Below are 22,757 nucleotides of genomic sequence, written 5' to 3' on the forward strand. Positions count from 1 at the left end.
TGAGAAATCGCAGATGAATAAAAAATTTTTCATCATCTGAGAGTCTATCAATACAGGAAAGTAATTGTTCTTTATTTACTGTTTCTAGATATTCTTCTTCAATATCATAATCTCCTTCGTTGTTATCAAAATAGCCTACATCCTCTACATATACAATTTTCTTACGTTTTCTTATGATGTTCATTGTTTCATTCTTCAATATTATAACGCAGTAGGGTTCTATTTGGGGACATGGCAAAGCAGATATTTTTTCTATATTGTCAATAATCTTTAAAAATGTTTGTGATACAGCTTCTTCTGCATCAAATTTATTTTTTAATATATTAAAAGAAATATTATACATTTTGACATTCATTTTTGAAAAAGTCTTATTAATAAAGTCTACTTCATCTTCTGTCATTACACCAAATAGTATAATTATCAAATTTTTCACCCCCATGAGCATTAAGTAGTAACTCAACTATAACATGAATTTATCTAAATAATAACAATTTTATTTTCTAATAAATACTGAATTATCTTAGATTTTAGGGTATCATCTCTCTAATTATCCAATATCATCTATAAATCATCACAAAAATAAAGGCCAAAAAACGGTATTTTTTCTCCGATTTTTGACCCAATTTTCGTCCTTAAACCACTATATGTTATACTCAAACCCTATTATTTCTCCTCTGAACCACAATATGTCATCAGAATTATATTCTCAGCCGTAGAATGTATCAATCAGCCTTCGCTACGCTGAACTTCTTGGGCATTGACGCATATCTACTTACAACTCCTTTCACTCCTTGTAAGCAGGATTACGACCTCCACATGCCTTGAGAGGTCAATTCTGATGTCGTAGTGTGACATTGCCCCCTTGGTGGTAGGATATAAATTTTAATCAAAAATCTATATTACTTCAAAAATAAAGTGACAAGCAACCAGTCAAGCAGTTAATTGAAAAGGTTGCCGTCTATGAGGATATCTCCACTGTGAAATTCAAATCCCAGATTTCTGTGAAGTAGAGCATAAGGTAAAACTAATAGGCACACTACCGAATTATGCTTAGTCAGCTTTGATTTATTGATATAATTTCAACCCTTTAGATAGAGTTTTAAGATAGTGAATATAATAATGGTAAAACATTGGGTTTGCCTGTTTTAGAATTTATTCCGATTCTTTGTGCTGGTAACCTATTGAAAAAATCAACTTCAGTATCCCAGTAATTCACATAAAACACCTTGTTATCTGCTTTCTTAATATCATTCTCATATTGAGCAATACTTTGGATTTCTAAGTTATTGATTAACGTAATATCTGCAAGTTTCAGACGAAATTGCAACGATTTAAAACTTTCATAGCTTTTCCATGTTTGTGTTGGGCTTGTCGTTGATAATACAATAATTTTTTGATAATCCCAGTACATTTCTAGATCTTTACGAACTTTCAACTGTAAAATTCCGTAAGGAATTGATATTACCACCCGAAAACCTTTTGAAAGTATTACTTTAGCCAGTTCTGTCTCATAGCTATTACTCAATCCAAGTATAAAAACAAAGTCACTAGTAGGTAATTCATTTATGACCAGTGATAAAGCATTTTTTTCTCTATCTGTTGATTTGCGATTTACAACAATAGCAACACTTTTACTTCTTAACAATTCAATGTTGCCTTTATAATATATTTCAAGCGCCGAACGCCCAATTAGTTTTGATGGATAAAATTCATCATGAGGCAATAGTTTATGAATGCCTCGCTTTTCAAGCTCTGCATCATAAGCTTTGTTATTAAATGAATTTGTTGAACTACTTGGTTCAAAAACTAGTATCTTAGCGTCTAAATCACCTAAATACTTTATAATCATTTTTTTTACTATTTCCCACTTAAGACCTCCGTGACCACAGCCAAGGGCTGGTAATGTAACTGTAGAGTTTCCCTTGTTTAAAAGGAATTGTCTTAACCAAGTTAAGCCTTTATTAATATATTCATATTCTGATGGGTTTTTCCAATGCACTTTCGTTGGAAAGTTAATAATGGTACATTGGGAAATTAAGTCGGAATGTTCCCATACATGAGGCTTACCTGGTTTAACCTCATTTCTTTTACATGCATCAACATAATCAATAAACATGTCGGGATACCTATTTTTAAACATTAAAGCAACTCCCGCTCCCATTACACCAACACAATTGACGGTATTTACTCGGATGTCAGCGTTATAATCAAAAATATTTCCTGAAACAAATTCTAACATTTTTTAGGAAATCTCCTTTCTTATCTTTTCAACAAACTCTTTGAGTTTTTCTTGTATTGTCCAATTCCATGATATATTAATAGCGGATATATCTGCTAAGGATAACGCAATTAACATGTTAAAATCATTGCAACTAACTTCTAGGTTCAATAATTCTTTTTCACTTCTGCCATTATTAAGAATATCACCAATTAAATCATGATAAATCACAAGTAAACAAATCGTTTTAATCTCATGATATGAAAGCACTTTAAACTCCTCAGCTAATATTCTTGTTACCATCGGAATTGCATCCGCGGGGTGATCAGAGTATACAGGTTGAATACCATCCCTCCACTTGGACTTTGGGCCTTTACCAATATCATGCAAATATGCTGATAATTCGACTATTTTTTTATCTTTATCAGATAGGTCATTAAAATATTCATTATTTAGATTTTTTACAACCTCCATTGTATGATCACTAACATTTTGGCTATGTGCTCTATTATTAGTTTCTAATTCAAAAATATCTTCTAATTCTTTTATTACACAAAAGTTATTACCAATTTTGTCCAATGCATCGTCAATATTTATAAAGGAACAGCTATTATAATCCATTTTTTCTCTTTTATCTACTATAGTTTTAATTGCTTCTCTATAATAGTGCTCGAGAAAAATTGGACCAGTAATGAGTGTTTCGTTTTTTCTTTCCGGTATGAAAAACTTTGTAAAATAAAAGTAACTCCCATTAAACGGTTCATATGCTATTTTGGGCTTTTGATGCCCATTTTCTTCGTAAATTCTTAAGATTTCTTTCCTACAGATATCATTAAAAACAATATAACTTTCAATCCAGTCGATCGGCACTTTTTTGTATATTAATACTTCGGCCATACGTGAATGCAATTCATCATCTGTACCTCGTTGCCATTTATTGCTGTCTATTAATTTCCAATTTAATTTATTCAAATCTTTTGGATTTTGATAAAAATTTGGGAGTATAACTGTATTGGCTGATGCATCGGTGAAGATTGCATCGCTTTCTAATAGTTTGTTAATAGATATGGCAATGAATACAACAAATGGTTGATCGATATTTTTTCTGTTTAGCACTCCTAAAAGCATAGGATTTATGGACGAAAAATAGAATGGTACATAATCATGAATTGTGCCAAAAGGTTCGCACGGAACGTCCATTTGACTTCTTCTCATTTGAATGCTTTCATTGGCCAAATTGATGTGTTCAATGCCATTTAAATGCTTTTTATTTGTAGATAAAAGTCCATTTTTAACAATTGATTCGATATTTTCAATGTGGGTAAAATGATAAAAGTGCCTCTCTATATGTTCATTTGGTATTTTCATAACACAAACTCCCCCTTAGCGTATTAACTTGTATAAATAGTTATATCATTTCCTACATACAACCTGCTCTATCACCAACTTATCACATCTAATCTGATTACTCAACTATTAAGTTTTCTTTCTTGGATATGTTTCCATGAAGGAATGAAAACGATTTTTAGCCTCAGCATATACCACATGTTTTCCATGGATATGTTCTCATATCCAGAAAACCATCGAATGTCATCTACAGACCCAATGGCTTAAACGATTGATATCACTATGTTTTATTTCTTTTCTAACTTCACAATTACTTCACAATGCCTTGAGAGGTCAATAAAGATGTCGTAGATTGATATTACCTCCTTGGTGGAAAGAAGTATTTTCAAATATACTATATCTTTTTCAAGGAGGATAAATTAAATAAATACCCTTGTTTTACAATTTAATATGATTCAAGCTACTAAATTGCAAACAATAAAACCCTCAAACTTTAATATTTGAAGGCTTTATTGTTTGTAATTTAAATTACTTTTCATAATATTCGTCGTATATTACCTATAGTTTTCTAATCAATAATTTGTATATAAGGATTTCTTGTATTCAACTCCCATTTATCTTGAGATACCTTTTTAAAAAACAATCCTTGTACATCAGCATATTCTTTATATTTATCATAAAACTCCTTCCGTATAGGAAGTTTGATATTGTAATTATACGAACAAATGTATATCTTATTATTATAGTTTTTTATAAAAAGCTCATTATATTTTCCCGTTTTCTTTTCTGAAATATTGATAACTAATCTTTTTATTTTTTTTGTAACATTATATTTATTTATCTCATGTAGTAGCACTAACCATTTATAAGTTCTTTCAGAGCAATATATTTGTTTATTTTCTAAAGAAATAAAAAAGTCCAATAGTTGATCTTTAATATTAATTTGAATATCGGCATCTATAAAAGTTGATAATTCTATAGCAGACTCTCTTGATCTTATCCCAGCCAAATATATTTTAGCACTTTTAATGTTTGGAACTCCTATTTCAGAAATTAACGAAATTTCTTCTAAAACTGTAGCTTCATCAATTTTACCCAATAATTTAAATTTTTTTGAAATTGCATTAATAATCCATGGAAAATGAAAACCATAATATTGATTACAAATCATATCAGCTTTCTTATCAATCTTTCTAATTTCATTTATTGGAACACCTTTATACCATTTTTCAGTAACAGGTAAGAAATTATCTACTTCAATAAACTCAAAATCTATGTTTATAGGTAGTTGCAATATAAGCACATTAAGATATTCCAGAAGACTTACTAAATCAGTAAATTCCTGATCTGAATATATATATTTTGAAACAAATTCTATTATCTCTTCAAGGTTCTCATCAATGAATAAACTTGCTCTAACTGGAACACTTGAACATACAATATATTTACATTTTTGATAAGTCCCAGCTAACTTAATAACACCCTGGTTTCTTGCCTTTAATATTTCTATAACTTGTTCTTGAGTAATATTCGTAGACTCTTTAGCTTGTATATAGGCTAAAGACTGACGAAAGATCTCCTCTATCCAACCTGCATTATCCTGTAGGCATTGAACATCATTTTTTAAACTCATAGAAATTAAAGTATCATCTATTAAATCTAGCAAAAAATTACTTTTCTCATAAAAGACTTCAAATTGCTCTATAGGTACTATATCTACATTTTCAGATAATACCTCTAAAAAAGATTCATAATCTATCCCACATTCTTTTGCTATCTTATATAATGCAGTTAATAACATCAGAAGACCACTTTCTGCATTTTCAATATTATCTTCTTTAAAATATTGTCCCTTTTGATTTAACTGATTTTGAATTGAATAATTTCCTTTATGTTTATCAATTGCAAATAGAACTTTACCTTCCGTATCTGCAAATGCTCGACCGGCTCTACCAGATATATTCCAAAAATCTTTTACATCTAAAGTCTCATTTCGATTAAAATATATATTGGATATAATTGCAGTTGAGACTCCAATATTTACACCTTGTCCCAATGTGGATGTTGCAATTATTATTTTAGGATTACCATTTGACATTAACTTCTCAATGCCTTGTCTCACATCCCTCGGAATTTTAGAACTATGACAAACTATCCCTTGTAACAAAAGAGAATATATCTCACAATCTTTTCCAAAGGCTTCCTCGCAGGTTAGTTTAACATAGTTTAGATCATTTTTATTTTTCCAATAGTGAGTTATGTTTTTTTGCTTTAGTAGTGTTGAAACTACCTTAGCCTGAGATAAAACCATATTTGTTCTTCCTACATATATTAAAACAGAACCCATTGATAGCATTTTTACGGCCGTTGCACCTACAGCTTCCTTTTTGTCGTTAGGAAAATAAGTTGCATTATAGACTTTTCCTGTTTTTGTTTTTCTTCTAGGCTTTACTATTTGTGAATCTATAAACCTAGCATTAAAAGAAGGAGGATCTCCTTCCCATTTTAGGTTTACTATATTATTTATAAATTCGAGTTCGCCAAATCGCTGTGCAGATGGTCTCCATGAAGACTTCGCTATTTTTTCTTTACTCCCTCCTACCCATTCTCCAAAATCTGATAAATTTGGTAGAACTGCTGATAATAATACAATCTTCCCATTATTTTTCTTTATAGATATTTTTATTTCTTCTATTAATAATTCTGAAGTTATATATCTAAATTCTCTTCCAACTAAGTGTCCTTCATCTACAATTAAAAGCTTTATTCTTTCCTCTATATCTGAATTAGCACGTAATATTGATTTAATCTTTTCAGGTGTCGCTACAATAACATTAGATTCATTTATTAATTGTTTGTCAATTTGTGTAGCTTGTCCACTTCCATACAAATTAGATAATATGTATCCCATAGAATTAAGCGTCTTAGACAAACTATACTCTACTTCATTAGCCAAAGAACGAAATGGAGCAATATAAATACAAAGACTGTTAGGATTATCAATTAGGGACTTTATAATCGCAATTTCAGCAATTTTAGTTTTACCAGAACTAGTTGGCATGCCAATTGCCACGCCATCACTATTATTTAAACTTTTATACATACAATCTCTCTGTGATTTAAACAACTCTACAACTGGAGGTTGCTTGTAAATATTAGTATGAATATATTCATCGCATTTTTCTTGATTTTCTATAATCCGGGGGAGTATTGTCCATAGCGAAGCTTCTTCATATTCTACAAACACCAGGTATAATAAGCGAAATATCCACCATAAATGTGATTCATTATTTATTTGTGATAATTCAATTAAATCTAATAATATTTGTTTTGCTTCTACTAATTTATCTTTATTTCCATTAATTATAAACTGTATCATTTCCGATATAGATTTAGCCAGTATCTTCGTGTATACTTCTGATTCCATCTCTTTAATAGTAAAATCAGAAAAAGAGACAGAAAAAAATTCTATGGGTTTTAATATTTCTTCTAATTCTTCAAAATTTCTTGTCAGGAACATCTTTAATATTTTTGCTAGTTGTGTATTATTGCTATAATATTTAAGAACAATAAATGTTTTAGAATATTGTGATGATACATAGTAGGCTAATGCACAAGTTAAATTATAAAATTCCTTATATTCTTTTCTGCAGTTTATATAAGCATAAAGATGCTCCAATATCTCTGCTGCCTTTTCAATGCAATAAATTGCTTTATTTTTTTCTTTTCCTACAAAAAAATACCACCCCAAACTCAAATATGAAAAAGCAATGTGAAGACATCTTTCATCTAAATTACTTGTATATTTAGGAAAATTTTCAAATGGCTCATTTGCATTATAGAGAATAAATCTCGAATTTGCCTGTGCAATATAGTTCTGTATTGTATTATCTTCTTCATATTTTTTAAAAAGTCTTGTGGCTGTTTTAATATCCATTACTAACCGCCCCCATAACAAGTTCCTCTGCTCGTTTAAAGGCATCTTCCATAAAATCTACAGGATTATCCATGCCTAGTGAAATAAAAATAAAGTTTTTGTTAGTAGAACTCATATTTCTTTCAACATGATTTTTGATTAATTTTGTTGATAATATAAAACCAATATTTCTTATATCAAAAGTAGACTTACTCATCATATATTGTATATCAAATACTTTACTTGCAAGCTCATCCTGACCTTGTTCAAATAATCTATCAGCTATAAAGCCCAAAGAAATTGGTAACAATAACTCATCATTCATTGAGTTTGAGGCATCTTCTACAGACTTCTTGGATGGGGTAGACCGAAATTTACTCTCTCCTACTATAATCCTATCCTCATCAACTAATAGTACATCATCACCTTTCATTGACTGATCTACATTTGGATTATAATGTAGCTTAAATACTAATGTCTTGATTCCTGATACCTGACTTAGATATTCCGTTAAAATTATTTCACCAAAATTACCTTTTTTCGTTCTGTCTGACTTAGGAAAAACTTGAAAAGATTCTGCATACTTTTCAAAGTTGTATTTTCCTAAAATTTGTTGTTTCCTATATAATAACTCTTTTTTGTTTTTGGAAAGATGGTGTAAAACTAACCAATTTGCTACTGTTTCGATAGCTTTTTCTTTACTTTCATTTCTTTCTGATAAGTAACGATGTCTTTTTTTGTCAGTACACTCTGTATCTTCACACTTCAACCATTCAAAAAATAGTCCTTCTGTTGGATGTTGCCCTATCAGTTCACTTTGCAATGACATTATATCACCTCTTCTAAAGTCGGCAGTCCAATATATCTGTTAAAAGATAATATGTTTAAATACTATTTTAAATTTTTACTATTACCTTTATTTCTAATGTTTTTTTAAATACTAGCCTATAAATATAATAATATTAAAATCCTAAATACTAGTATATTGCAATATTCCCTAGTAAATTAACTTTTATTTTATTATTCATTTTAATGTCATCTATACTTTTCTTGCTTATTAGAATATATCTTGAATTACATCTATAAATGCTATATCCCAAAAATATCAAAATTATATTTAAATATAATTTGTTTCCTTTTACTTGGTAAACTCCTATTATTATAAATATTATTATATTAATTAATATGCTAACTTCATTTCCTAATTCAATTTCTAATAATGGTATCAAATAGGTTATAAAATATTCTAGTATGCTCTCATCAGCTTTTTCAATTTCCTTTATTTCCAGGGATTTGCATTTTTCTGCTTTGAATAATATTATAGTTATTAAACTAGATATAGTGGATAGTATTAGTAACGCTAAAATAAATAACCTGTTTCCTTGAAAAGTAATCTTCAGACTATTTATAGTCAAATCCTTAAAATCTTTTATTATAATCAAAATAAATAAAGGAATATATGATGTTAAAAAAATCATCCATTTAACTAAGGTTGAAAATGCCTTTTTCAAATATTTCACATATTCCCCCTCCATTTCTATTTTAATTTATCAATCCCTGGAACCCCGGCTATTATAGTTTCATAGTATGAATCGTTCATTAGTAATGTTATATCCTCAATTTGAGTCTTATCAACATAAATGATTTTATCTTGGGATTGATTCAGCTCAATATTTAATCCAAAATATTCTATTACCTTAGGTACATTTTCAAAGTTGTCAAAAATTTTGGGTAATGTTTGATTCTCCTTTATTTTAGTTAATCTTTTTATTACATTTAAATTATTTAATGCATCTTCCTCAAACTTATCAAAATTATCTATAATATCTTTATCTTTTATATCTTGAATAGTTTCTTTTGCTTTCTCTTTAAATTGTATTCCTATATCGAATATTCTTTCTAAAGCAATATGATTTAATGTAAAAACATCATTATTAAATATAATTATATCTACATCATTATATAATCCTATTAACTCCCCATCCAAGGATTTGAACCTACCCTCAACTACGGTTCCAATAAATCCTGCTCTTAATTTCCTTAGCTTATTAAATCTTCTAAATGATATAATAGATATGTCACCTTTTGTTATTTTAGTACAGTAACTGTGTATATCTTTTATTTCAGGTAGTGACTCCAGTCTATTTGGAGAATCATCCTCAATTGAAGATAAAACATTCTCAGCATTTTTTATATAATCTAAATTACATTTCTCTATAACCGAATCAACCTGACCTATAGGATTATATTCACAAATATTTTTATCTTGAATGTTACAAATAGCTGTTGAAACTATCTCTATCAGTTCTTCCTGAAGCTTTTTTTCCACCGTTAACCTATATGAGTAATATTCTTCTGTATTCTTTTTATTTATTAAATATAATTCTACAAAATGATCATTTTTTTCTAAATCTATATCCACTAATATTTCATGTATCTCTTTTAAACTCATACTTACCTTCCCCCTTAGAAGTCTTTACAAACTAAAGCATGCTTGTGGAAATAAGTAGTAATTATTCGGCTTGCTTAGAGTTTGATATAATATTGGATCGTTCTATATTAATTTTATAGTATAATCTCCCTTTTCTCAACTCAAAAACCCATTATTCTCCAAATATATAGATTATTCAGTCGACATATTTCTACAAAATATACCAACACTAAAACCCTCAGCCTTATCTGAGAACTTTAATCTTGGCATATTATAGGCATCAGAGTAGTAACTTCTCTTATTCTGTTACTGCTCTATCCTGACTCAAATTGTATCTCTAACCTTTCTTCTCGATTTACTTTTATGGTATTAATTAATCTTCTTACTAGGTCTTCATCAAATTCTCTTACCTAGAGTCTTACTGTCCTTATGGTGCTTTCCATTTCATCTAGTTGTTCTTCTCATATCTATCCGCTTGTTTCTTCTCCTGTATTAGCCTTAATTTTGCCTTTTTAAGCTGGTTTATTTCCTCTGATATTCTTTTATACTCATAATCAAAGTTATCTTCTATTTCTTCTATCCAATAAATTCAAAACACTTAAAATCATCCTTAATTATTTCCACCTTGTAATACTCATATATTTAATGAACATTTTCCCGAGTACAAGAAAGGCATTGAATGTCATCTGTCCATTCAACGCCCTAAAACCTTTCAATTCATTGGTGTTACTAAGCTCTATTGTTTTTCTAACTTCACAACCGTCTCAACGGTATTAAAATTTGAAAACATATCCCCACAAACCATCATCATGAAATCTTATTAAAGTAGATCCATAGTTTTATAGAAGAATTGAAAACATTTCTACTAATTAATAAAATGTAAAGTACATCTTACTTTTACTTTGAAATTATCACAGCGAATTTCAATAATGAATCATCCTCTATAGTAGAAATTAGCTTCCAGTTTCAGCATTTACCCCTCACCTTCCTGTCATATAAATTTACTGTCGATTATTTCGCCTATTGTATAGGTAGAATTTAAATATCCTCTTTTTTGAACATGTACTTAAATAAATCCTCAAAAGAATTGTCATAATTATTTTCTTCGAATGCTTCTTCTATTTCTTCATCATCACATCCATAATATAAATATAAAGCATTTAGTCTTCTCTGAAATGGTTCTAATTTATTTTCAGCAACTCTATATAACATAGGCAAAGCAGTATCAACACAACAACTTACTACATCAAGATATCGTTCCCCTAATGCCATTGGCCCATAAAAATCTTCATCGTCAATAACACATAATAATTTATATAATTCTTCCTCACTTATACTTGAGCAAATCTCACATGCATAGTCGATAGTGTTTCTTTCATTATAATTACTAGGATTCCAAGACCATCTATTTCTTCCTGCTCCATACCCCAGCAGCCACAAAACTTCTTTTAATAATTCTTCATTATTATGATGTAATAAATGTCGAGCAATAAATAACGTCACTTTATTATCTCTTGTGTATGGGTGATTAGATAAAATTAAAAAGGCGTCTAATATGTCTTTTTCATCTCCGTATATACACTTATCTAACCATGTAAGTGAAAATTTATAATCATAATTCATCCTAGTGTACTCTCTCAACTCAGGAAAGCTATTACAATTCAGCTCTCGATTAATTGAAACCTTAATTTTCGTTATAGGCATTCTGCCATGGTATTCTTCATGTTCAATAAATTCTTTAATTGGCACCCATGCACCCCTTTCTTCGAGTGGTAGGTAAAAGAAGATAATTACAGGCAACATATAATTTTTCCAGTAATCAAGTTTATCTTTATCAATATACAGTTCAAACTCATTATTTGTTTTATTAAAGTACGAATTACCTGTCTTAACTTGAACAGCAACTATTTGACCAGTAACATTCTCACTGTCAACAAACTCAATAAAACCATCTATGCCAGTATCTGTTTCTCCTGGAACATCTCTATAAATACAGTTATTTTCATTTACTATTTCTTTTAACTTAATAATCCCTTTATTCTCTGTTTGTTTGCTTGTTCTCCACTTCGGCATTTCGACCAGCCCCCATTAATATATTATTTTTCAGTTTCTGTTAATCTATCAGATATTATAATTTATATCCCTAAACTCATCAACTAAGAATTAATTATCTCCTTCACTCAAGTAATTTCATTTCCATATCTCCTAATACCTTAATATATTCTTTCTCCAACTTAGAAGCATTTTCTATATGCAAAACTCTATATTTGTTATATTCTTTAAGTCTGCTATATGCCCAAATTCTAAATTGTGTTCGTCTTAGGAATTTACACAATATCCTACATATAAATTATAGTTGTCAACTCATCACCGGTTTAATACATTATAATTTCAGAGCTTATATTCATACTCCTTATTCACTTTACATTTATTATACATATCTCAACAAATTATTTCCATTATGTTAATTTTTATTATATCTACCTTCTTCAGTTTTTCTTGCTATCTCATCAATAGGAATCTGCCCTTTATCATCACCAAACTCTACATTTATGTTGATATGTGTGTCTGCTTTTTTGTGGGAGAGAGATACAACCGTCTCAACGTGCCTTGAGGTGACAATAAAGATGTCGTAGGTTGATATTACCCCCTTGGTGGAAGGTATATTTTCAATAATTCCAGCACATATCACTTCATTTTTTGATTAATAACTATGTCAATTCTAGCATGACAACTCTTATATATCGATGTTTAATTTAGTAAAGATAAAAGCTGCCAACAATAAAACCCCCAGCATACTGAGGGCTTTAGTCTTAGCAGTTTTTTGAAGAATGTTCTTATGTATCTATTTCTAATTGGATATATTCCTCATACAAATAAATTGATCTTAGGTGAATTATAGTACGCGTCATCAGATTTTTGATGAAAAGCATTTTTCAATCGAAAACCTATTCCCTTTCCAATCACCACAGCATCTTTTCCTTTTAGATTTGCATAGTAAGTATATGCCATTTGGACTTCATCATCCCATGACTCCCATAATTCCGTACTTAAAACCATATTTTCTGAATATAATGGCAACACTAAATTGATATAAAATTTCAATTTGGTTAATGAAGCTGTTTTAAGTTGCTGAAATAATTTCTCATAGATAAATTGTTCACTTTTGAGGCAACTTACTAATAACCACGATTGATTTACTTCTGGGAAAATGGTAATAGCCAATCTATGCATAATCCCCTTCACAGTGTGCATTATTTTCTTTCCATTCATATCATAATCCGGTGCAATATATGCATAACCTGCAAATCTAATCTGCTCTGGAATCTTTATTGCACATGTAACTACCCCATCAAATGTTCCAGCCATTATCTGTTCATCAAAGTGGGATTTGATTGGTTTAAATTCTTGCTCTTTTAGTTGGAGTATTCGATACATCCCCACCATATTCAAAGACAAGAATATTGCAGGATTCTCCTTAAAATTGTCTCGAAAAATATCAAACGCTATTTTTTGTTTATAATATTCAAAAATAAATGCCTTATAAGCATATATAAATTTCATTTGTTCACTTGTTTCATCAAAATCAGGCGCACCTTTTTCGATAACTGCAAAAGCAATATTATCATGTAAGTCACAAAAACAAGTTTCTGTGGTAGCATCATTCGCACTTGTTTTGCTCAACTCAACAATAGGAATTGTTTCACCATTAGGCATAGGTATAAGTAATGGTTTCTTTTTTGCATTTAACATATATACATGACGTTCAGAACCTGCTAATAGTGAAATAATCTTATTATTTTGTAATGCATGAGCTCCTTTTATTTTCCCTTTACAATTTGCTTGATCGGGATGCATACAGCATCTTTTCATCTTAGAGCGCATCTTTTCCATTATTTGCACATCAGCTGGTTTTGTAGATTTATTAATCGCCTTCAAAGGTTTCCCTTTGCAACAAGACACAAACTCGACTCCACTTCCACAAGGGCAGCTCTCATTATCTTTTATTTTTCTATTTTTCCAAAAATATTTAATTTCTTTCAATGTACCTGCTACTTTAATCATTCATTTTAAACCTTTCTTTTCTCTGCCCATTTTTCAAACCCTGTGTTTGACGGCATCTCAAAATACTCTGAGAACAAGTGTCTGTGCCATTTATAAGCTTGTCTAAAAGCTGATATATAGCTTTTAAGAGTTGCATCTTTATAACCTTCTCCTCTGAAAAGCTCTAAAAGCTCATATATATGTTCTGTCTTTATTTGCTTTATAGACTTAATTCCGTATTTCCACTCCATATATACAGCAAGCCTTGCAAATTGCCTTTCACTTCCACCAGATACAATATTGTCATAAAATTCATTCATAACTGTGTTTCCTATACCACCTTCGGTATAAACTTCTTCGAGTGCATCAAAATAGTCTTTTTTCAATGATTCATCACCTCATTTTTCTTTTCAAATTGGACTTTGTATTAATCTATCTCATTGTCAAATTAGAATTCATATTTCATCCTGCTCTTTATCGTCATTATCATCACCTTCATTTAACCTATCAATACCAGCAAGGAATGCATTTACTCTTTCAAATTTTTTATAAGTATATTCCCGTACATCGATTGAACCCGTTTTTAAAAGTTTATTTATAAGCAGCGGATAAGATACAATTTTATATTTATCTCCAACACAAGTTACTTGCCTAAATGTGCTGTCTTTAAATTTATCTTCTTCATCAAAATATAACAACAAACTTTTTAGACTGAGTCCCTTTTCATTCCTCAAATATAATCTCGCTTCTTCCTTCTTCATATCTTTTATTTTGTCGATATTAAAATAATCATAACCCAATTTTGCTGAAAGAACATCAGACATATTCTTCTTCAAAGATTCCTTTTGTACTGCTACTTCAACACGCTTTTTGAATTCTTCCAAATTCATACAGGGCTCAACATTAAAAAACATTGCATAAGCAAGAATATGTTTCGGTTTCCTTATATACAGTTCAGGCTTTGTTCTATCAATTTGTTGAAGAAGTTGCAGATATGTTTCAAGAACAGGTTCTTTTGCATCCCATTCATTAGATAAAATCACATAATATTGAAAGGTATTAAACAAATCCACATAGCACCAAAGATTACTATCTTGGCTAAATAAAATCAAGTTATGATACAACTCCATCCTTGTATTCAATTCTATATAATCATCCATCGGGTTTAGCGCAACAAACGGGATTATTGGGAAGCTGAATAAAATACTGTCTACTTCTCCATCTTTTTCTTTTATGCTTATACCTTTACTTAAGATTTCATAGTCTATCCCTTTTTCCATGGCAAAATTAAAAGCAATTTTACCAATTCCACTTTTAAACGAGCTATTATCAATCTGGAAATCATATGCTACAATTTCAAATTTCAATTTTGAGATATCACACTTTAATTTTCTACCCAACTCAATGCAGCTAACTACTTTTCCATCTTTTATCACAACATCATAAATCTCATTATCATAAATTGCTTTTCCACTACATGATGGATGTGATTTTTTGTTATTGGTTTTCGTAAAATTATCAATACGACTTATTATTGGATTAAATATCTTTGTAAACGGTGCATCAACATTCTTACTAAGAAAGTTATTGCACTTCTCACAACATATTTCTTCGGACTCATATAATCCTCCAAGAGCATTTTGCACAATATGTTCTTTGCTCCTTTTTGTAATAACTTTACCGCAATAGACACAGTCCATCTCGCTCATTGTCACCTTTATCTCCTTTAATCAATCTTTTATAATTTTTTTGTCTGTAATTTAAAGACTAATCTTCAAATCTATTTTTTATAAGTTTGATGCGGTGTTTGTCAAGTAAGTTGTCAGCAATTCCACGTAACAATAATGTTTTTTCTATTTCATTGTTCATAAAATCTTTAATTTGATTATATGCATTTTTTACATCAGACATATTCTATCCACCCTTCACTTATAAAAAAATCACTACTTATTTTTTGAATATACCCAAAATAAAATGCTATCCGTTAATCTCAAACAAAACAGTGCATCTTCAACTGTTGGCGATTCAATAGTATTTTCATTTCTATGGGTCCCATAATCAGACATCATAGAGTAAATCATATAAATTGTTTTTGTCTTTGTCAGCTTACCATCTTTATTTTCATTAAAAAAATCAGCTAACTCTTCTTTTTTCAAATCTGACTTTAAAGCTCTATCTAAGTCAGCGACTGATGCAGTTGCACTGTCTCCGCTAGTATTAAAAACACCTCTCATCCACTTTGCAAAACTTTCAGTCCCCTTATATTTTGAAAATATACTTACAATACATGTTCTACATGATTCAATACAAGCTCCTGAATGGCCATGTGTATAAGCATCAATTGCTGATTTATACGCATCATACACCTCTATGTGGTTACCTTTTATCCATGACTCTACAGAAAACAACTCACTTACTCTGGTAAAATCACTTTCCATACAAACAGAAACTTTAACTTTATCAAATTCAATGGCTATACTTAAACCTAAAATCTCGTATAGTTTGGCTAGCTCTTCAAAGTCTTCATCAAGATCTTCAGAAATATATCTCACATTGAAAGATTTAGTTATTTCTTTTAACAGATTGATAATATCCTCATGCCTATTTTCCTTATATAAATCTGAAAAAATACTATCTAAACCTAGAAATATATCATATTCCTCGTTATTATTCTCGAATTTGTGTGCATAACCTTGATTGTAAAAATAAGGCACTAGATAATCTACATATTCTTGATAAAAATCATTAAGTCCAGTGCATTTTAATCTAGCCTTAAATTCTGAATTGTTCTTTATAAAAAAACCTGGTCTGTTAACAACTTCTGCAATTTTTGAAAGAATTATTTCTTTATCATTCATTTTTTCACCCCGTCTAATATGTAATTACCTATTTCTTTTTTAAAGCAGGCAACACCATCTCCAAATACTCATTCCAATAATAATCATCACCTTCCATATCATGAAGCCAATAGTACATAAACAGAATTTCAAGTTCCTGTTTTCTTCCTTTAATGAAAGATTTTTTAGGCATTTTTCTATACAAGGAGTCGAGATTAAATAAGTTGCTTTTTTGCTTATAATCATAGTCATACTTTCTAAATGAATGCTGACTTTTTTTCCTATGGTAAGCAGGCCACATACCTTCATTATCATAAAACCCGTTAATCCAATTATAAGCAAATGCAGCAAGGTTTACCTGGTGCTTTGTCCATGTGTTTTCGAGCCAATCACTAATCTCTTCGCTTATTGTTGGCACTCCAAAATCAAAATGTTTTTGACCTTGAACCCTATGATATTCCTTAATAAAGAGAAAAAGCATTTCCGTCTGTTCCTTAATAAATGGAAGCTTCTTAATAAGTTTAGTATAGCAGCCATATGAGACACTTCTAAATTCGTCATCAGTATTATATATATAAAATAGATCATCTTCCTTCAATATATTACCTATATACCTGTGAACCTGCTTTCCATATTCATCATACATACTAACGGCCCAATTTTTAACTTCAAACTCATATTCATCTAGCTGTTTGCGATACTTTTCCAATTTCTCGCTATGAAGTACTGTTTTTTCTTCAGCTTCAGTAGTGTTAAGATAATTATTGAAGTACTCAAAGATGTAGTCTACACATATTTTCATATTATGAGTGCGTGCATCAAAATCGAATTCATTAATCTTGTCTTCTTTTTTTCTGCGTGCAATATACTCTTCAATGCTTAACATTTAACCACCCCAATATCTAATCTAACTTCAAACTTTTCTATATAGCTAGCTGTTGACCGAACTCCGATTCTATCAAGATACTTACCTTTTAAGTTCTAATACTTAAAAAAGATTAATCATTCCCTTTATATTCACTATATTATCACTGTTCCGTGAGATATTTAGCTCCTCTTTTCAAAATTCTTGTAAAAATTGATTCTCGTTAATCTCATAACCTTTCAATATTCAAATAGCTAAATTTATCGAATAATTTTTTTTCCTCCTTATCACTTAGTTCTTCCATCTGTATAAACAATCTTCTCCTTGCCCTGCTCATCGCCACATAAATTATTCGATGCTCTTCATTATTATGCAAATCAGGATTTAACAGAAAGTTTTTAATATCCTTGTTATTAATTAAAATAATATCCTCATATTCAGCCCCTTTTGCTTTATGAATTGTTATATGATTACTAATATCTTCTGTGATATTAATACAGATTGCCAAGTTTTTATACAACGTGTTCTCATAGAAATCTTTTGCAGCACCTTTTCTAAAACCTGCTAAGTTAGCACTTAGCGTTGAGCAGGTTAATTCATAAAATTTCATTAACATATCATCACAATATTGATTATAAATTTTAAGCATTGTTGTTAATGAAAAAAGTGCTGTTTTCTTTGGATCCTCTTCATTCCTGAAGATCCACTCTATGCTCTTTATGGCTTCTTTATATTTGCTGTTTATTGCTAATTCCACAGCTTGAATAAAAGACACTATATAATTCCTTCGTTCACTATTACTGTCTTGTTCTGAGTACTTTTCGAGTAACTTTCTATTTAAGTCATTCCCTTCAATTTCTTTTTTCATGGCATTCGAATTGATATTATCTCTAGAAAGGGAGACCATCGTTTCTCCACAGCAGAGTTCACATGCCTTGTTATATGCAACACTTCTATTTCCCACATATATAACAGCTTCAATATCATCAATATCTTTACATGACTCTTGATTTATATCGTTACGTATATTGTTCAGAAGCTTTACAATCTGATTTGTACTCCTGTGATTATTATTAATAGTATAAACATTATTTTCATTGACTTCAAATGAATCAAATAAGGAAGGGTCTGCACCTTGGAACTTATAAATTGATTGTGCTTTGTCACCTATTACTCCTACTACAGTATCTTTTTTTCTTATTTCATTTACAATGTATGATTGGATAGGGTTGGTGTCTTGGTATTCATCTATAAACATATACGCAAATTTTGCTCTAAGTACATCTAATATAAAAGGATACTTCTCAATAAGAACAAATGAAAAAAATAATACATCATTATGGTCAAGCTTCCCTTTTCGCCAATAGATTTTCTTTAGACCTATTATTTTATTAGATAATATTCTTAAGTTACTTGCACTAATCCTTAATGGGGTATTGCTAGCTTTATCATATCCGACAGCCTTTGTATTATTGCACTCAAATAAAATAGCCCCCTCTTTATAAACACATTGCATTGATAATAACCAATTTTGTAGAGCTTGGTTATATGCTGGCATTTTAAGAATCTGATTTTTGGTATTAGGATGCCTTAATTCACTTAAATCTTCATTATCAAACCATTCGTTAATATATCTATTGCTGATATAAAATTCGTCATGACCATTCACCTTGCTAGAACATAGTTCATATTCAGTTGGGATAAATGAACAATAAGGTTTTACAACATTTCTATATAAATAGCTATGAATTGTTGATACTTCCACTTGATTTGAAACTCCTTTTCCTATCCTTCTAAGGATAGTTTCCACAGCTGTATTGGTATATGTTATGCATGCCACTTTTCGTGCACAGGATAATCTTGTTGAATTTTGAAGAACATTCTTAATGTGATTTACCAAGAACTCAGTTTTCCCTGCTCCCGGCCCAGCCTCAATTTTGAAGTCTTCTTCAATACATATTTTATCTTTCGATGTAATGATCATATATCTTCACACATCCATTCTATTGCCTCTTTAATATATATCGGTACATTAAAATCAACGAATCCTTCCGTATCCTTTTTCGATAGATTCTCTCTCAATTCAGATGACAATTCCAAAGCATTCTCGCCTTTCCCAACAGAGTTTAAGTATCTTGAAGCAATTATCGCTTTTTTCTTCATCTCATCACTCCAAGAATCTCCATTAGATTTTGTTATAGAATCTAAAATTCTATTATTTTCATCGCTTCCCCGCAGTTTAGCCAACATATCATCTAATGGCTTATTCTCCTCAATCATAGTCATTAAATCATTTAACTCATCTTTATTCTGTAACGATGGAGTTAATAGTAATCTGCATTTCTCATTTTCAAAAGCCAATTGGTATTCAAGAGTCTTCCCATAGGTTTTGTCTTGCATAAAGGATCGAATATTTGGATGTTTTCCTTCTTCATACTTTTCCATATTTAAGTTCAACTCATAATCGTAGCTCGATGAATCAGCACTCATTTCAAAAGGATAACATTTTTTAAATTTTGCCTTTTCTTTATCTTTTTCTTTTCGGGTAGGATCTAAATCCGTAATACAAGCAATCTTCCGTTTAATTGTATTTTCCTTGTTACTATCAAATAAGTAAAGAAAATGCTCAAAATAACTCCCACCAATGTTAATAACCGAAATATGATTATCTTCTAAGGATTTACCTATGTAATCTGCAAAAATAGGCATCAATAGTTGTTCGGCAATCCCTTCTACAAAAATTACTTTTTCTGCGAATAGCATATTCGATTTAGTTGCATCAAGAAATCTCTGAACATATTTCTTACTATCAGGCTTATCTTTCTTTGACTCATCTGATTCAATATCAAAGAACACTCTACCAGGGTATGCAACTTCACACCTTCCATTTTCTTTGTACAAGCAAATGATATCGTCTAACTGTGTTGACGAAGTAATGTGTGTTGAATGTGATGTTATGAAAACTTGCTTTACTTTATTTTCACTAATGTTTTTCTTTAGAAACTTAATAAATTGAAATTGCATAGTTGGATGTAAATGGGCTTCTGGCTCTTCTATTGCCAATATAGGGAAAACCTTAGCATTACTTCCTAAATATCTTCCGTCTGAATCAACTTGCATTTTAGCCAATAACAATGACATGAAAATCAAATTATTATAACCAAGTCCATTGTTTGATATTGGTATACTCATGCCTGTATTTTGTTTTACAATTAATTGTAAAACGGAATATAATTCACTCTCCGTAATCTTACCTTCAAAGTCAGGTTGAGATTTATCAAATGATGCCCCTATACCATCTGCGTATGATAATATTTCCTTATTTCCACATTTAAGACGTTCTTGAAGTTTCTCTACAAGTGATTCCGATATATCTTCAAATCCTTTTTTTCTACTAGCTATTTGTTCAAATTGCTGCTCGTCTGTAAGATTCTTATCAGATTTAATATCGTAATCGATAAAAAAGTCAATCACGTTCTTTAGTAGTGTATTCCTACCAGAAAACATATCTCGTTCAACATCACGAATAGCATCTAAGAATTGAAAATCGAATTTGTTAAGACTTTCGCCATCAATTTGTACTTGATTTTCAGGATTACCAACCCATGTTTTATTAATATATAATCTTATAAAGTTATCATTGATAATTTTCCAAGCCTCTTCTTTGGTAGATACACTTTGCATATGATCTTTATATTTTGCTTCATGAGCCTCTGGTAAAAAGAACTCGTATTGTACTTGTGCTAAATACGGTTCCTGTAAGGAAATCAGCCAATTGCTGACAGTAACCAATTCGTCTCCCATCAAATTTTCATTTTCAGATTGTGATAAAAGCACAGTTATTGTTACCTTAGGAGAATGTAGCTTTAATTCTTCCAAAGATATGTTATTGTAAATATCATTTATTGATAACTGCTTCTTCGAATAACTATCAAATATAATTGCTAGTGCTCTTAGAAGATTAGATTTTCCTGCATTGTTTTGTCCAATAAGCAGATTAATTCCATCCCTGAAATCAACCGAAATACTATCGAAATTTCTAAAGTTTTCAATACGAATATTTGATATAAACATCATCATTTCTCCTTTATATTCCATTAGTATATTTGTTCTTTCAATTAAGAAAGCTGGTATATTAGTTTTATAATATCATTACTATAAGTTTATACCATATCTTAGCATTTCTCAACATAGATTCGTACTACTTACCAAATATTCTGTTTTTTATCACAAATAAATCCACCAACACTAAAACTCTCAGCCATTCTAAGGATTTTAGTCTTAGCATATTCAATTACTCCAGGAGCAGTTAATCTATCTTCCATCATACTTCTGACCGTTACTGCTCCTATTCCCACTCTCCTTAATCATAGTAATCTACTATTTGATCCATCACTATCCCTGATTCAAACTGTATCCCTAATCTTTCGCCTTTGTTTACTTTTATGCTCTTAATTAGTCTCCTTACCAAGTCCTCATCAAATTCTCTTACCTGTGGTCTCACAGTCTTTAAAGTGCTGTCCATCTCCATTAGCCGTTGTTCATATCTATCTGCTTGCTTTTTCTCCTGTACGAGCCTTAATTTTGCCTTTTTTAGCTCATTTATCTCTTCTGATATCCTTTTGTACTCATCATCAAAATCTTCTGCTACAGCTCCTTGTTTTGCGTTTTCTTCAATTAAGGATAGCATCTCTTTTTGTAAGGATTCTATTTGATCATCATATTCTGTCGGGATATCTTTGGTGGAGTATCCACCCATTACTCTTATGACATTTTCTCTGAATGCTCCTATAAAATCTCCATTGTTTTCTACTACATTATTAATAGCTGTCATTATAGCATTATGTAGTGGTTCTTCCTTTAGTGTAGGTGAATTCTTACAGCTTGCTTTCGTTCCATTTTTTAATCTATTTTCACATCGCCATACTGCAGATTTTTGCCCATATTTGGACCAGACCTGTCTTCTGTAGGGATGTCCACATTCACTACATACCAGAATTTCTGTTAGTGCATATTTAGAGATATGTGACATGTCACATATTGATGGCTATGTGACTAAAAATAATATGGGACGAAGTGATATAGAAATGGCATAAACA

The 22,757-nt window shown here is 30.4% G+C and carries 19 protein-coding genes; all 19 read right to left on the reverse strand.

Going from position 1 to position 22,757, the window contains the following annotated elements; translation table 11 throughout:
- A partial coding sequence (locus RT714_RS15410) for a sigma-70 family RNA polymerase sigma factor (RefSeq protein ID WP_313758845.1) occupies positions 1 to 424 on the reverse strand: 424 nt, incomplete at its 3' end.
- Positions 425 to 1,099: 675 nt separating this feature from the next.
- Positions 1,100 to 2,239, reverse strand: a complete 1,140-nt coding sequence (locus RT714_RS15415; protein WP_313758847.1) for a macro domain-containing protein — start codon at positions 2,237 to 2,239, stop codon at positions 1,100 to 1,102.
- A gap of 3 nt (positions 2,240 to 2,242) precedes the next feature.
- Complete coding sequence (locus RT714_RS15420; protein ID WP_313758848.1) at positions 2,243 to 3,586, reverse strand: DarT ssDNA thymidine ADP-ribosyltransferase family protein; 1,344 nt, start codon at positions 3,584 to 3,586, stop codon at positions 2,243 to 2,245.
- 547 nt (positions 3,587 to 4,133) lie between these two features.
- Entirely contained in the window at positions 4,134 to 7,502 is a 3,369-nt protein-coding gene (locus tag RT714_RS15425; RefSeq protein WP_313758850.1) for a DEAD/DEAH box helicase, read from the reverse strand.
- A complete protein-coding gene (locus RT714_RS15430; protein WP_313758851.1) occupies positions 7,492 to 8,310 on the reverse strand; it encodes a Hachiman antiphage defense system protein HamA in 819 nt (272 codons plus the stop codon). Before RT714_RS15430 ends, RT714_RS15425 begins: the two co-directional genes overlap by 11 nt.
- Before the next feature lie 148 nt (positions 8,311 to 8,458).
- Positions 8,459 to 9,001, reverse strand: coding sequence for a hypothetical protein (locus RT714_RS15435; RefSeq protein ID WP_313758853.1), 543 nt, complete (start codon positions 8,999 to 9,001; stop codon positions 8,459 to 8,461).
- A gap of 17 nt (positions 9,002 to 9,018) precedes the next feature.
- The gene (locus RT714_RS15440) at positions 9,019 to 9,933 is read right to left on the reverse strand and encodes a Kiwa anti-phage protein KwaB-like domain-containing protein (protein ID WP_313758854.1); all 915 of its coding nucleotides are present in this window, start codon (positions 9,931 to 9,933) and stop codon (positions 9,019 to 9,021) included.
- A gap of 1,017 nt (positions 9,934 to 10,950) precedes the next feature.
- Positions 10,951 to 11,985: a DUF4365 domain-containing protein gene (locus tag RT714_RS15445; protein WP_313758855.1), complete on the reverse strand. Its 1,035-nt coding sequence runs from the start codon at positions 11,983 to 11,985 to the stop codon at positions 10,951 to 10,953.
- A 103-nt stretch (positions 11,986 to 12,088) separates the two neighbouring features.
- Positions 12,089 to 12,247, reverse strand: a complete 159-nt coding sequence (locus RT714_RS15450; protein WP_313758857.1) for a hypothetical protein — start codon at positions 12,245 to 12,247, stop codon at positions 12,089 to 12,091.
- A gap of 129 nt (positions 12,248 to 12,376) precedes the next feature.
- Positions 12,377 to 12,604 carry a hypothetical protein gene (locus RT714_RS15455; RefSeq protein ID WP_313758858.1) on the reverse strand — a complete coding sequence of 76 codons (228 nt, stop codon included), beginning with the start codon at positions 12,602 to 12,604 and terminating at the stop codon, positions 12,377 to 12,379.
- Positions 12,605 to 12,780: 176 nt separating this feature from the next.
- Positions 12,781 to 13,977, reverse strand: coding sequence for a hypothetical protein (locus tag RT714_RS15460; protein ID WP_313758860.1), 1,197 nt, complete (start codon positions 13,975 to 13,977; stop codon positions 12,781 to 12,783).
- Positions 13,978 to 13,982: 5 nt separating this feature from the next.
- A complete protein-coding gene (locus RT714_RS15465) occupies positions 13,983 to 14,342 on the reverse strand; it encodes a site-specific integrase (protein WP_313758861.1) in 360 nt (119 codons plus the stop codon).
- A 69-nt stretch (positions 14,343 to 14,411) separates the two neighbouring features.
- The gene (locus RT714_RS15470; RefSeq protein WP_313758862.1) at positions 14,412 to 15,665 is read right to left on the reverse strand and encodes an HNH endonuclease; all 1,254 of its coding nucleotides are present in this window, start codon (positions 15,663 to 15,665) and stop codon (positions 14,412 to 14,414) included.
- A gap of 58 nt (positions 15,666 to 15,723) precedes the next feature.
- The gene (locus RT714_RS15475; RefSeq protein WP_313758863.1) at positions 15,724 to 15,867 is read right to left on the reverse strand and encodes a hypothetical protein; all 144 of its coding nucleotides are present in this window, start codon (positions 15,865 to 15,867) and stop codon (positions 15,724 to 15,726) included.
- A 32-nt stretch (positions 15,868 to 15,899) separates the two neighbouring features.
- Positions 15,900 to 16,814 carry a hypothetical protein gene (locus RT714_RS15480; RefSeq protein WP_313758864.1) on the reverse strand — a complete coding sequence of 305 codons (915 nt, stop codon included), beginning with the start codon at positions 16,812 to 16,814 and terminating at the stop codon, positions 15,900 to 15,902.
- Positions 16,815 to 16,842: 28 nt separating this feature from the next.
- Positions 16,843 to 17,679, reverse strand: a complete 837-nt coding sequence (locus tag RT714_RS15485) for a hypothetical protein (protein ID WP_313758866.1) — start codon at positions 17,677 to 17,679, stop codon at positions 16,843 to 16,845.
- Between the two features lie 208 nt (positions 17,680 to 17,887).
- Positions 17,888 to 19,642, reverse strand: a complete 1,755-nt coding sequence (locus RT714_RS15490) for an ATP-dependent helicase (protein ID WP_313758867.1) — start codon at positions 19,640 to 19,642, stop codon at positions 17,888 to 17,890.
- Entirely contained in the window at positions 19,639 to 21,756 is a 2,118-nt protein-coding gene (locus RT714_RS15495; RefSeq protein WP_313758869.1) for an AAA family ATPase, read from the reverse strand. The genes RT714_RS15490 and RT714_RS15495 overlap by 4 nt, the downstream gene beginning before the upstream one ends.
- Before the next feature lie 265 nt (positions 21,757 to 22,021).
- Positions 22,022 to 22,690, reverse strand: a complete 669-nt coding sequence (locus RT714_RS15500; protein ID WP_313758871.1) for a recombinase zinc beta ribbon domain-containing protein — start codon at positions 22,688 to 22,690, stop codon at positions 22,022 to 22,024.
- Positions 22,691 to 22,757: the final 67 nt, after the last annotated feature.

This window comes from Tissierella sp. (assembly GCF_032104385.1).
Classification (GTDB): domain Bacteria; phylum Bacillota; class Clostridia; order Tissierellales; family Tissierellaceae; genus Tissierella.